A 12,792-nucleotide genomic window follows, 5' to 3' on the forward strand; every position below is an offset into this window, starting at 1 on the left:
ATCAGCTCCCGGCCCGGACGGTGACGTGCAGGTGATCGAAGTGTCCGCCGGTCGCATCGTCGGGGTCGTGCATGCCGCCGCCGTCGTAGGGGCGCCAGCCCTCGGCGTCGCGGGCGAGGGACCAGATGAGGCCGTCCCAGATCAGATACTCCACCCCGAGGGTCTGGGCGTGGTCCTGCATCCAGTTCGTGACCTCCCAGCCGAGTTCGCGCTGCTCGGGCGTCGGGTGCTCGCCGATGGCGTTGCCGAACGTTCCGTCGCAAGCCCGGCCGAGGGGGTGTTCGGAGCTGGCGCCGGGCCTGGGTGAGTAGCAGGCCCAGGAGGTGTCGGGGAACGCGGCGATGGTCTGGGTGTAGAGGTGCAGCATCCGTGCGGTGATCTGCCCATCTGAGGTCGGGTCGTCCACCATCCTGTCGGGGTCGCCGTCGAGGGGGTCCGGCTCACCGCCGGGTGTGCCGGTCTCGGTGTCGCAGTCGCCGTTGGGTGTGCCGGTCTCGGGTTCGGGGAGGTCGGCGGCGTTGTGGGTGTTGAGCCAGGCGGCGGGGTCGGTGTGCTCACCGTTGGTGCCGCCGAGGCGGACCTCGAAGTGCAGATGCGGCCCGGTGGAGTTGCCGGAGCTGCCGGTGTCGCCGATGTGCTGCCCAGCCGTCACGGTGTCACCGACCTGGACGTGGATGCCGTGCTCCCACATGTGCGCATACGCCGTGGCCACCGTGGCGCCGTCGATCTGATGCTCGATGACGATGAGGCCGCCGTACCCGCCGGAGAACTCCGCCACCGTCACCGTGCCGTCCGCAGCGGCGAGGAGGGGTGTGCCGTCGGGTGCGGCGAAGTCGGTGCCGGTGTGGAAGGAGTCCTCGCCGGTGATTGGATGCACCCGCGGCCCGTACTCGCTGGTGAGCACCCAGGTGCCCTCGGGTATCGGGAACACCACCCGCGACGACCCCACCGCCGCCACTTGCTGTGCAGCCGGGACCACGGCATCGCCGGCGGACGCGCCCGCCCCGGCCGTCGTTGTGGTCGACGTGAGTGCGGTGAGGATGGTTTCGGCGACGGGCTCGTAGTTGCGGTACCGGTCCGGATACGCGCTGACTTCGACGGCTTGGGCGGCCTCGCCCTTGTCCATCTCCTCCCACCCGGGAATGTCCAACAGTCCCCGCAGTGAAGGGTGGTTGGGTCCGGTGGGGCCGCCGAAGAACGCCTCGGCTTGGTAGACGGGGTCCATCAGCTCGGCAACCGTGCCCCAGCCCGATTGAGGGCGCATCTGAAACAGGCCCAGGGAGTCGTGGTCGGAGCCGTCGCCGTCGTTGGGGTAGTCCGCGGACTCGGGGTAGGCGGAAGTGTTGGCGAGCATCCGCAGCGTGGACTCGGTCAGCGCCGCCATCAACGCGATGACAAGGCCGTCGCGGGTGATCCCGTCGATGCTGCTGCCGGTCTCGATGATCGTCGCGGCATGGGTGAGCTGGGTCCGGTTCAGCGTGAACGTCTCACCGTTCGCGGTGGTGACCTCCAGCTCGTCGGGGACGTCGCCGACCGTGACGTTCGAGCCGCCGGGGATGGTGCAGGAGCCGGTGGCCGTCAGGGCCGGGTTCATCACCACGCCGATCCCGATCAACACCAGCGACGGCGCGAGGAAGACCAGGGCGAGGGCGGCGACGACGAGCTTCTTCAACACGACATGTCACCGACCTATCGGAGGGGGTTGTCGAGCTGGGACAGCCGCAGCAGATGACAGGTCTCGTAGGTCGGCCCGGAGACCACGAACACCGTGAACGCCACCGCGTGCTCGGAGGTCACCTGCTCGTCGTTCCACAGCCCGGTGCGGTGGCGGGTGCCCTCGATCGTGACCGCGACCGTGCCCTCGGCAAGCTGACCCGGCTGCGCCTGCTCCACCGCGGTCGCCCAGGAGTCGGGGATATAGGCGTCGTCGATGGTGATGTGCTGGGTGGTGGCGTACTGCCGCAGCTCCAGCCAGGCATCCCGAGACGGGAGGTAGGCGGCGATGTCCGAGGCGAGCCCGGCCTGCTCTTCGCCGGTGGGGTCGCCGACGTCGAGGACCACGCTGGTGTAGTCCAGGGGCATGAACCCGCTGGCGGTGTCCCACTCGAACAGCGCGGTGGCGACGTTGCGGGCGAAGGCCTCCGGATCATCCGAGGCCCGCACGACCGGCAGCCGCGGTGTCGTGGTGGGGACCGGATCGGACGGCGCGGTCACCACCGGGCCAGGAGTCTCGCCGTCGTCGTTGTCGTGGCTGGGTGGTCCGGCCAGGAGGCCGTAGACGCCCACACCGGCAAGCACGAGGACGACGATCGCCGCGGTGAGGGCGGCGATGAGTCGGCGGCGGGTCCGGGGCTCGGAAAGGTCGGGAGTCTTCATGCCCACCAGGTGCGCGACCGGCACCAACCCAGACAAAGGCGGGGCGGAGGTGGCCGTCAGAGGGCGCGCAAGTGGCCGCGCGCGGCCGCCGGCTCATCGCCGGCAGTGTCGCGGTCGCGCAGGGTGCGCAGTTCCTCGGCGAACCGGCTGGTGCCCTCGGCGGTGGTCAGGAACGAGTCGATCTGCTCATCGCTCAACTCGACGGCGAGATATTCGACGTCGTAGTGGGTCCACCACTGGTCCAGCTCGCCCCAGGTGAGCACGAACGCCCTCACCGGATACCGCGCCGGTTCGCCGTCGTCGTCGGTCACGGCCCTGGGTCGGGGTGTGCGGGTCTTCTTGGCGTCCTTGGCGCGGGCGAGGGCGTCGGCGGCGAGCTGATGCAGGTCGGTCTCACGTTCGGCCTGCGCGTTCTGGGCGGCGGCGTGGATCGCCTCAAAGATCGGATGCACGGCAGCCCCGGCGTCGATGCGCTCCAGCTCAGCGCTGACTCGTGCTCTTAGTTCGGCGGGTTGGGCGGGGTCTTCGGCGAGCTTCTGGAGGTAGCCGACCTGTTCGAGTCGCTTGTAGGAGGCGGTGCCGGTGACCATGCGGGCGGCCTGCTCACGCGCTTCTCCGAGTCGTCCTGACGGTTCCGGCGATTCGCCGGGACCGTCGTTTCCTGGCTGTCGTTCCCGGCTGAACTGCGTCGCGGCCCTCCTGCGCTCAGCGTCCTCGGCCATCAGCGCCTTCAGTTCCCGATACAGAGCCGCGGCCTCGGTCTGGGTCAGCGGCTTGTGGAGCACGTTGTCGTCCTGTTCGGCGAGCAGGTGTCCGAGGCGGTCGGAGATACCGGAGCGGACCCAGACGTTGACCTTGCGCCAGCCGAGCTTCTTGATCGCCGCCAACCGGCGTGCCCCGCACACCAGCACCCCGTCGGGGGTGATGGTGATGGGCTGCAACAGCCCGTCGCGGTTGATCGAGGTGGCGAGTTCGTCGATGTTGCCGAACGCGGTCCGGTGTCGGCGCCCGACGCGGATGGAGTCGACGGTGCGCTCCAACTCGATGTACCCGGTTGGCGCGGTCACGACCGATCACCACCAGGCTCGTCGTGGTGGCCAGGTGCGGCCAGGGAGATGGTCAGGATGAGGTCGTCATCGCGCAGCAGCACCGGCAGGGTCTCGCCGATCAGCAGCCGCAGCAGCACACCCCGCCCCGCGGTCGTGGCGGCGTACGCGGGGTGCGGGTTGCCCAACAAGGCGCGCAGCAGCGCGGTCCACGAGGAACGTGGGATGTCCAGCAGCGCGCGGGCGTGCTTGTCCCGCCGCAGCGCCTCGTAGGCGGCCTGGCGGGTGCCGGTCTTGGTCAGCGCCCCGCAGACATGCTCCACCCCAGCCCTGGTGGTGGCCGGGTCCCAGCCCAACAGCGTGAACAGCGCGATGGCGTCCTCGGCCGCCGACCCCGCGGACATGCACGCCCGATCCGAGCCGCGCCCACCATCATCGGAGCCTGCCCCGGCAGCGTCCGTCTCCGCGTCGTCGCCGTCGTCGTGGTTGTGGGGGTCGGTGATGTGGAAGGCCGGGTGATAGTCCACCAGCGCGTTCTCCCGGTCGGAGAACCGTTCCGGGTCGTGGAACGCCGAGACGTGCGGGCGGCGGGCCTGATGCACCGAGCAGAGCAGGCCTTGGGCGCGTTCTTCGAAGAAGCAGGTGATCCGCACCGCGTGCGTGATCACCGCCCACGGGTCGCGTGCTTCTCGGGCGGCGCGGGTGATCATCACCTTGAACGCCGCCGACGCTGCCTCCCACGGGTCCAGGCCGTGCTTCCTGGCGAGGGGTTCGTACTTGGTCGCGGTGTAGGCCATCAGCTCCGCGGCCACCGGATCACCGCTCCACGAGCCCGCTCCCGCGGCGTGGAGCCGGGTCAGCAGCGTCCGCAGCCCGTCGCTGGTGGTGAAGTCCTCGCTCCCTGTGGCCTGTCGGTCGTGCAGGTTGGTGGTCGTGGTCATGGTCGGGCACCTCCTGACAGGTAGGTGCACGCACGTCCCCACACCACCGACTGCCAGGGCGACGTGATGATGGGAGTGCGCATGTCAGGTCACCCCAGCCCGATCCCCGAACGGGACACCCACGACTGGTGCCGGTTCCCGCGGCCGAACTCCGAGACATCCGGCAGCCGCCGCGCCCGCTCACTGATCACCGTCGCGGCCTTGCCGAGACCGCGGCCGCCGGCCCGCGTAACGTGGGCGGTGACCTTACGGGTGCGACGGGCCAACTCGACCTCGAAGTCGATACCACGCCCCGCCACCGTCGCCGACCGCCGGGCGAGCAGATCGGTGGGCCGCACCCACTCCACACCCCGCGCCCGCCGCGCGCTATCCGCGATCGTGGCCTTGCCGGAACGGTTGCGTTGGGCGACCCTGGCGGCCTGCACCGCCTCCGGCGTCCCCGCCTTCTCCGGGTCCTCTTGGACCGAGTGGTCCTTGGTCGGCTCGGGTGCGTTCAGCCGGCGCTCGTGCTGATGGCGGGCAGGGTCTGTGGTGTTCATGGTGTCTTCGCCTCCTCGACGGTTTGCTTGTCGGGAAGGTGCGCGTGCGTGAACCAGCGGCCCACCGTGGACGGGTGCACGCCGAGTTCACGGGCGATGCGCTTGTTCGACCACCCCTGCTCACGCAGCTTCGCGGCGCGCTCACGCCGATCCGAGCGCGTGACGCCGGCCCGCGTGTGCCGGGTACTTTCGACCACCGGCGGCGGGGCAACTGGCGCGCTGTCCCCATCTGCGGCGGGCTCCGCCGACGCTGGCACCGGGAGCAGACTCGGTTCCGGCGCTTCGACGGGCGCGGACGGCTGCGTCGGCTGCTCCACGAGCGCGACCCGGTCAAGGGCGACCATGCCCGTGTCGGTGTCGGTGTCGGGGTCGGTGGCTGTTGGGAGTGGTCGGGTGAGGATGACGGTCAGGTGGGTGATCGCCAGCAGCACCACCGGCGGCACCGCCGCCACGGCTGCGGCCAGCACGCCGGGCACATCAGCATCGGCGGCGACCACGGCATGGATGGCGTTGGCGGTCACCGAGACCGCGGCGCCGCCGATCAGCAGCACCCACGGATACCAGGCCGACTTGTGGCGGGCGAGGGCGACGACGGCGACGGTGGCCACGACGATGATGCCGTCCACGATCAGCGGCCACGCCCACGCCTGCCCGGCACCGATCCCGCTTCTGGCGGCGAGGTCTGCCAGCGCGGTGAAGGAGAGCCAGAAGGCGCCGGCGGCGATGAACACTGTCCCGGACACCGCCGTCACCACCGCCCAGCGGCGCCCGGCCGCCCTGCTTGCGACCGTGTTGCTGGTGACTGGGGTGGTCATCACAGCCCCCGCGCCCTCGACGGCCCTGCCGACGGGCGGGTGCTGGTGTTGCGGTCGAACCAGCCGTCCGCGGCCAGAAACGAGGCCCTCCGTGCCGGGGACGAGGGTTCGAGGAGGGCGGGTGTGGGGTGGACGGTGCGGTAGGCGGAGCGGACTGTGGCGGTGATCTCGCGCTCGGCGAGTCCGGCGTGCCCGGCGGCTGCGGTGAGCACATCGAGCGCATCCGACGCCGGGAGCCCGTTCTCTGCGAGCCGGCACGCCGCCCAGAACAGGCCACGGTTCCGCTCTCCTTCGCCACGGGCCGCGACCCACGCTGCCAGCCGCGACACATCGACACCACGATCCAGACCCGCGGGTCTGGATCGGGATATGGGACGGGGGTCGAGGAAGTCCCGCAACCGCTGCGCGTCCAGCGTGCTGGCGGGGCCGGTGTTGACCTCCTCGATCTGGTAGCTGACCGTGGTGCCCTCGATGGAGCGGGCCGAGGGTGGGACGATGATGTAGCCGCCGTCGCCACGAAAGTCGATCCCAGCACGAGCCGCCTGCCACGACCGCTGCTCCGCGTCGGGTGTGGCCGGGTAGTAGGCATGCAGTCCGCCCGTGGGCGTGCGCACCAGCAGCTCCCACCCCTCCACCAGCCCGGCGCGGGCGGCGCGGTCGAAACTGGCGCGCCCATCGACCGGGCCATGCACGTCCACGTCCACCACGACCGCGCCCGACGCGGCGCCGGTCGGCACGCCGATGTTCGCTCCGGGCGACTGCCGCCACCACGCCTCGACCTGATCCAGGTCCGTGGTGGCGTCGTGGAACCCGTGTCCGGTGGCCGGCCGCTTCCCCCACGGTGCGCAGGGGAAGACCGGTACTCTCGCGGACGCGAGCTCTCGTGCGGCGGCCGAGAGCGGCCACGCCGCGTTCATCCGCAGCAGGACCGAGGAGACGGCACCGTGCGTGGTCATCACAGCCCCCGCCCCTCGAACGCCGACACCGGTACGGGTCTGGCGGCCGGTTCAAGCGATGGAGTCGCCTGCCGCGGCGAAGCCGGCTCCGGCACCGGCGATGCCGGTGCGGGTGCGTCGCGGCGGGTCGCGTCCCGGTCCAGACCTGGCGGGGTGCCGTCACCGACCTGGGTCGTGTCGAGCTGGTCCAGGATCGCCAGGGCGGTCTTGCGGACCCGCTCCCCGGTGGCCTTGACCACCTCCACCGGCTCTTTCCCGTCGACGCGGGCCGCCCAGGTGGAGACGTACGGGATCGTGTAACCGGAGGTGTCCATCCCGTGCGCGGCACCGACCATCAAGGCCACGGACTCGGCTTCGACCTCGCCGATGCCGCGATGCTGCCGGGCCTCCTCGGCATCGGGACCATGCAGGAGGACGTGGCCGAGTTCGTGAGCGAGGGTCTTGACCTGGGCGGCCGGGTCCATGTTCTCGCGCACCGCGACGGTGTTCGCGGTGTAGTCGGTCAGCCCGTTGGCGCCGCGGATCATGCCCTCGTGCGGCACCCGCAACACCGAGAAGCCGGACGCCTCGACCTGCGCCGCCAGGCCCTCCCACAACCCGGCCGGCGCTTCGCCCTCCAGCAGCCGCGGCGCGGGCGGTTCGGGGATCGGATCACCGGTTGTCTGGGAGACGTCCCACACGTAAGCGGGCCGGACCCCGACCATCCGCGTTCGCACGACCTCACCGGCACGCGGCTTCTCACCCTTGCCCAGCCGCCGCCACGACTCCACATCTGTGAGGTTCGATGAGGCGAAGCGGCCTGTCACTGGGGCGAGAATCTGATACCCCGGCCGGCCCTTCTGCACCTGCCGACCGAGACCCTGCCACTGCCGATACCCGGCGACGTAGGACGGGAACGGGTCGGGCACGAGCCCGGCCTCGTAGGCGCCTTGGTGCTGTTCCCAGATCAGCAGCGTGTTGGAGAACGATCTGGTCCTGAACCGTGCTGCGAACGCGAGCGCCCGCGCCCAGTCCTCGCCGGAGACGAGCTGTTCGACCGCGCCGGTGAGGCGCTCGTGCAGCTCGTCGAGCTTCGCCGCCCGTGCGGCTTGTGCTTGCTCCCGTGTCGTGGCCATCGTCGTGTCCTCCCGATACCCTGAGCACCGGGCCGATCGGGCTCGGTGACCATCAGGTGCGCCGGGATCACCAGCAATGACGAGACGGACAACGGACGATGTGACCGCCAGGCGTGTGGTGAACCCGACGAGTCCGTACCGGACTATCAGCCCCTGAGCGGTCTCGGCCGCAGAGGCGGGCGATGATGCGGATACCTGTATCGGCATTGCGGCGATCTGTATCGCCAGGACCTTCTCAGGCGGCAGTCTTCTGTCGGCTCAGTTCCCGGTAGCGCGTCGGGGTGACGCCCACGGCTTGGCGGAACATCCGAGCGGCGTGACCTCGGCTGTGCCAGCCGACCCGCCGCATCGCCTCCTCGATCCGCAGGTCGGTCTCACGCAACAACCGGGCGAGCTGCTCAGCGCGGATGGTGACCAGGTACGTCATCGGAGACTTCCCGTAAGCGTCGACGAACACCCGACCGAGCTGCGAAGGCGACAGATGCACCGCCTCGGCCAGGCCCTGGAGCTTCCACCGCCCGGCAGGATCGGCACGCAGCAACTCGACGGCCTCTCGTGCCTCCTGCCGCAAGGGCACGAATCTACGGTGGCGCGGTGGACTCGGATGCGCCGCCCGGTGTTGAGTCGGCGATCGGCGCGCCGGCGTCGTCTTCACGTGGGGCGCGACCACGTCGAGGACAGCGAACAGCAGTGCTTGCATCCGGTAGAACCGATCCGGTGACGGCCCGTCCAGGCTCAGAGCCACCAACTCGTCGAGCCAGGGCATGAGTATCCCGGAACGGTCCTCGCCGAGGTGGAGTGTCTGCGCGGGTTCGGAGTACAGCTCCTCGGCGAAGTCCTGCGCATCGAGGCGGTCGGCCAGCAGGGCGGCGTGCTGCCAGAACACCTGATCGATCACGTAGTCGCGGTCCAGGTAGAGCGTGGTGACCGTGATCGAGCCTTCGGGCTCGCTTCCGCACAGGGTGTTCGAGCCGAGCACGATCACATCGCCGACTGTGACTGGCTTCTCGCCGAACTCGCTCAGCAGAATCGCCGAACCGTTGCGGACGAAGATGAGTCTCACGCAGTCATAGGCGACCGGCGCAGTCGGGGTGTGGATTGTGCGGCTGCGCGCGAGGATTGGATGGAAGTCTTGCCGCGATGCCGGTTGTTGTCGAGTTGGTGCTCGCGCGGTGGAGGGCATGATGCCGGACCGGTCGAGGCCGTGGGGGACTCGGCCTGGACGTGACGCGGCGACGACCCCGTTGTCTTGGTGGGGCCGTCGCCGCGATCTGTGGGGTGGTCAGCGCTGCATCGTCTGCGGCGTCAGGACCTGACGGCCCCGATATTGGCCGCAGCTAGAGCACGCCCGGTGTGGCAGCGTGGGCTTTCCGCACGCAGGGTTGGGGCAGGTCGTGGTCTGCGGCGGGGTTGCCTTCCACTGCGAGCGGCGTGATCTGGTGCGCGAGCGTGACTTCCGCCGGAATCCCGAGGATGCCATGGCGGTTCTCCTTTCGAGTACGTTGATGTGGGCGTGGGAACGAGCCCACCTACCGGCGGGTCTCTGCCGACCAGTGGCATCACGGCGTGTCACCTCCCGTCGCTGCTTGGCGTGGGGTCGGTGGGGTATGTGGAGCGTCGCGGGCGTTGAGATAGTCGGCGTGGAGTTGCCCGCACGCGGCGTCGATGCCCGCGCCGAACTGCTGACGCCGGCTGACCGCCACGCCGGCCGACCTCAGGCACGCGACGAACTCTTGGACGGTCCGGGTGGCTGGACGCCGGTACGGAGCGGTCACGCCTGCGGCTTCGTTGTAGGCAATGACGCTGACCTTGAAAAGGTCCGGTCGTGATCGGTGCTTCACCAGACGCGCGAGGTGTTCTGCGTGTTCGGCGCTGTCGTTGACGCCATCGATCAGCAGGTAGGCCAAGAACACACGCCGGCGAGTCGCAGCCACGTGGCGGTCCAGGATGTCCACGCTTGCCTCGAGCGGGAATCGCTTCTGCAACGGGATCAGGATGGAGCGCTGGTCCGGGAACGGTGAATGGACCGAGAGAGTGATGGTGACGTGCGGGTGCTGGGCGACGAGTTGGGCCAGTCGTGGCGCGAATCCGACCGTGGACACTGTGATCCGTCGCGGGGACCAGCCGCCGACCTGCGGGTCGGTCAGCATGTCCAGTGCCGTGAAGATGCGGGGATTGGCGAGGGGTTCGCCCATGCCCATGAAGGCAATGCTCTTCACGGGAAACGCACGGTCGCGCTGCCAAGGGGCGTAGAGGGCCTGCGCCAGAATCTCCTCGGCGTCCAGGTTCCTGACGAGCCCGACCGCACCGGTGGCGCAGAACGTGCAGGCCAGGCCGCAACCGGACTGCGAGGACAGGCAGATCGATGACCAGCCGTCGCGGAAGCGTGAGCGCACTGCCTCGAAATAGCCGGGCTTGTCGCCGGAGAAGAGGACCTTCTCTACGGATGCGTCTTCGCTGCTGCTCACAACCGTCGCGGGCAGGATCATCGGTCCCAGCCGTGCTTCGAGGTCGTCGCGTACGAGCCGTGGAAGGTGGTGGGCGTCGCCGAAGCGTGCGGTCCGGCCTGCGCGGAGGCCTTGGAGCAGCGCGGTGAACTGATAATCGGGCTGACCATGCTTATCGAGCAGGCGGCGAATGCGCTCTAGATGGCTGTTGGGCGGAGGAATCGGCAGGGCCGGGCTTCCCGTTCGCCGTGCAGGAATGCCGGCAGCGAGATTGGTGGGATAGCTGGGAGTAACCACGAGGGAGAACCTTCCGGGTAGTGAGGTAGATCGCGCGGTGGACGCGACCGACTCAGCGGAAGGACAAAGCAGCGTGGCAGCAGCCGATGAAATTCAGTTCAAGAACGGAATTGGACCACAGGAAGAGGGTCCAGAATGTTCCGTCGAACCGGCACGATGTGCCTGCGGAAGACCCGTTCGCGCCGAAGAAGTGGCGGTCAGCGAGATCTAGCCACCGAATCCTTCCGGTGGCTAGGCTCTGTCTGCGATCGGGGTCGACATGGCACCCACGTTAGCACGCGACGCCCGGCCGGTGCTACCGCATAGGTGCTTGCCGCCCGCGGACACGCGTCGTCCACGACAGCGACTGAGCTGGCTGGCCCCGGCGGTGGGTCCGAGCCTTGTCAGGCCCACCGCCGGATGCACATTTCAGGTCGGGCCGCAACCAGCGTGTCCGCTCAGGCCACGGGCACTGTCGTCCGCGGCCGATCTGCACGGGCGCGTCCCATCGCCCACCCGAGGCCGACGGCGCCAAGCACCAGGAGCGCGCTGACCGCGAGCGGACCGCGCACGCCGACCAGCTCGATGGCCACCCCGCCGGCGATCGGCCCGATGACCGCGCCGAGGTTCATCGCGACCGTGGCGAACGACCCGCTCATGGACGGCGCGTCGCCCGCGGTTGCCATGATCCGGCCGATCAGCGTGCTGCCCAGCGCGAAGGAGAGCGCCCCGAGGAGCAGCGCCAGCACCCACAGCACCGGCTGGCTATCGACCATCACCGTCAGCAGCACCCAGCCGAGCACCAGCAGCGGGCCGGTCACTCGGATCACCTGGCGCCAGCTCCGGTCCGCGAGCCGACCTGCCGCAGTCACACCGCAGAACGCGCCGAGACCGAACACCCCCAGCAACAGAGGCACCAGGGCTTCGCTGACCCCGGCTCGTGTGCCGGCGATGACGGCGAGGTAGGTGAAGGAACAGAACGTGGCCGCGTTGACCAGGACCCCCATGACGATGTTCAGCTGGACCGGCCGCAGCCGCAACGTCCGCAACTCACCGGTCAGAGACCGTCGCGCCACAGCGTGGTCTGTCTGCGCCGCGCGTGTCGGGGTGGCGATGAGCACCGCGATCAGCGCCGGCACCGAGACAAGGGCGATCGCCCACAAGGTGGCCCGCCAGCCCAGGGCGTTGCCGACCAATGCTCCCGCCGGGACACCGGCGATCAGGGCCAGCGTCGTGCCACCGAGGATCACCGCCAGCGCACGGGCACGGGAGTGAGCCGGGACGAGGTGCGTGACCGTGGAGAGGGCGACCGCGAGGAAACCCGCGTTCGCCAGCGCCGCCACGACCCGGGTGGCGAACAGGAGCCCGAAGCTCTCCGCCGTGGCGCCGATGACGTGCGCGAGGATGAACAGGGCCAGAAACCCGCTCATGGTCCAGCGCGGTGAGAGTTTGCGACCGACCGCGGCCATGACAGGCGCTCCCAGCGCCATGCCGACCGCGAAGGCCGAGGTCAGCAGACCGGCCTGCGCGAGCGAGATATCGAGGTCGCCGGCGATGCCGGGCAGCAGACCGGCCAGGACGAACTCAGAGGTGCCCTGCGCGAACACAGCGAGGGCAAGGATGTACAACACAATGGGCATGAAAATGCCTTCCGAAGCAAGAGATGACGAGAGTGAACGGCGCGGTCGGCACCGCAGGCGCTTCGGATGCGTGAGGATTCACAAAGAACAGCGCCGCCCGACAGGGCGCGCGCTGGGAATCAGGAAGGAACTACAGCATCTCGGGCTACCGGCGGACCGATAGCCCCACTCTGCTTGCTTCGGGAGAACTCACGAGTCCAGCGTACCAGGCCACAGACGGCGGATTTTGCATCGCAACCTATCGCCAACCCTTGTGTGGGCGGCTACCTACAGGTGGTGACGGCCGACTGGCAGCACCGTTCGCCAGGAGTGTCAACTGCTAGAGGTGAGCGCCGCCGCTGCCTGCAACGGCAGCACTCCATTGCCGAGCGCCGCGATCTGCTGATTCGGGGTGAGCCTGTGTCCAGAGTCGGTGACCCAGCCGGCGGGGAGTCCCATGAGCCACTCCACGAACTCCGGTGCTGGCCGTGGTCCAATGTCGTCGTTCAGGAGGGCTGGTGCCGGGGCGTCTCGTCCGGTGATATGTTCCCATCTTGCGATGGCGTCGGCGTAGCGTCCCCAGCGTCGAAGATGTCCTCGATCAGCGACCAACGGAACGAGCGATGTGACCGACAGGCACGGCGGTGAACCCGACGAGTCCC

Annotated in this window: 12 protein-coding genes; all 12 read right to left on the reverse strand. The window is 69.3% G+C overall.

Annotated features, from left to right (window positions below):
- Position 1 precedes the first annotated feature (1 nt).
- Entirely contained in the window at positions 2-1,675 is a 1,674-nt protein-coding gene (locus ESZ52_RS03115; RefSeq protein WP_131103651.1) for a M23 family metallopeptidase, read from the reverse strand.
- Positions 1,676-1,689: 14 nt separating this feature from the next.
- On the reverse strand, positions 1,690-2,376 hold the full coding sequence (locus tag ESZ52_RS03120) for a hypothetical protein (RefSeq protein ID WP_131103652.1): 687 nt from the start codon (positions 2,374-2,376) through the stop codon (positions 1,690-1,692).
- 56 nt (positions 2,377-2,432) lie between these two features.
- A complete protein-coding gene (locus tag ESZ52_RS03125) occupies positions 2,433-3,443 on the reverse strand; it encodes a ParB N-terminal domain-containing protein (protein ID WP_131103653.1) in 1,011 nt (336 codons plus the stop codon).
- On the reverse strand, positions 3,440-4,363 hold the full coding sequence (locus tag ESZ52_RS03130) for a hypothetical protein (protein WP_131103654.1): 924 nt from the start codon (positions 4,361-4,363) through the stop codon (positions 3,440-3,442). Before ESZ52_RS03130 ends, ESZ52_RS03125 begins: the two co-directional genes overlap by 4 nt.
- An 89-nt stretch (positions 4,364-4,452) precedes the next feature.
- Positions 4,453-4,902, reverse strand: coding sequence for a hypothetical protein (locus ESZ52_RS03135; RefSeq protein ID WP_131103655.1), 450 nt, complete (start codon positions 4,900-4,902; stop codon positions 4,453-4,455).
- Positions 4,899-5,657: a DUF2637 domain-containing protein gene (locus tag ESZ52_RS03140; RefSeq protein ID WP_131106393.1), complete on the reverse strand. Its 759-nt coding sequence runs from the start codon at positions 5,655-5,657 to the stop codon at positions 4,899-4,901. The genes ESZ52_RS03135 and ESZ52_RS03140 overlap by 4 nt, the downstream gene beginning before the upstream one ends.
- 59 nt (positions 5,658-5,716) lie before the next feature.
- Positions 5,717-6,676, reverse strand: coding sequence for a bifunctional DNA primase/polymerase (locus ESZ52_RS03145; protein ID WP_425600030.1), 960 nt, complete (start codon positions 6,674-6,676; stop codon positions 5,717-5,719).
- On the reverse strand, positions 6,673-7,788 hold the full coding sequence (locus ESZ52_RS03150) for an ArdC-like ssDNA-binding domain-containing protein (protein ID WP_131103657.1): 1,116 nt from the start codon (positions 7,786-7,788) through the stop codon (positions 6,673-6,675). Before ESZ52_RS03150 ends, ESZ52_RS03145 begins: the two co-directional genes overlap by 4 nt.
- A 235-nt stretch (positions 7,789-8,023) precedes the next feature.
- The gene (locus ESZ52_RS03155) at positions 8,024-8,851 is read right to left on the reverse strand and encodes a helix-turn-helix domain-containing protein (RefSeq protein WP_238154333.1); all 828 of its coding nucleotides are present in this window, start codon (positions 8,849-8,851) and stop codon (positions 8,024-8,026) included.
- Between the two features lie 219 nt (positions 8,852-9,070).
- Complete coding sequence (gene rpmF, locus ESZ52_RS03160) at positions 9,071-9,268, reverse strand: 50S ribosomal protein L32 (protein WP_131103659.1); 198 nt, start codon at positions 9,266-9,268, stop codon at positions 9,071-9,073.
- A 79-nt stretch (positions 9,269-9,347) separates the two neighbouring features.
- Positions 9,348-10,532, reverse strand: a complete 1,185-nt coding sequence (locus ESZ52_RS03165) for a radical SAM protein (RefSeq protein WP_202865401.1) — start codon at positions 10,530-10,532, stop codon at positions 9,348-9,350.
- A gap of 437 nt (positions 10,533-10,969) precedes the next feature.
- Complete coding sequence (locus ESZ52_RS03170) at positions 10,970-12,151, reverse strand: Cmx/CmrA family chloramphenicol efflux MFS transporter (protein ID WP_131103660.1); 1,182 nt, start codon at positions 12,149-12,151, stop codon at positions 10,970-10,972.
- Positions 12,152-12,792 lie beyond the last annotated feature (641 nt).

It is taken from the genome of Ornithinimicrobium sufpigmenti (genome assembly GCF_004322775.1).
In the GTDB taxonomy this organism is placed as follows: Bacteria; Actinomycetota; Actinomycetes; order Actinomycetales; family Dermatophilaceae; genus Ornithinicoccus; species Ornithinicoccus sufpigmenti.

Coding starts and splice junctions, on each gene's coding strand:
- ESZ52_RS03120 (WP_131103652.1), bottom strand. CDS start 2,376: ATGAAGACTCCCGACCTTTCCGAGCCCCGGACCCGCCGCCGACTCATC.
- ESZ52_RS03130 (WP_131103654.1), bottom strand. CDS start 4,363: ATGACCACGACCACCAACCTGCACGACCGACAGGCCACAGGGAGCGAG.
- ESZ52_RS03135 (WP_131103655.1), bottom strand. CDS start 4,902: ATGAACACCACAGACCCTGCCCGCCATCAGCACGAGCGCCGGCTGAAC.
- ESZ52_RS03150 (WP_131103657.1), bottom strand. CDS start 7,788: ATGGCCACGACACGGGAGCAAGCACAAGCCGCACGGGCGGCGAAGCTC.
- rpmF (WP_131103659.1), bottom strand. CDS start 9,268: ATGGCATCCTCGGGATTCCGGCGGAAGTCACGCTCGCGCACCAGATCA.
- ESZ52_RS03170 (WP_131103660.1), bottom strand. CDS start 12,151: ATGCCCATTGTGTTGTACATCCTTGCCCTCGCTGTGTTCGCGCAGGGC.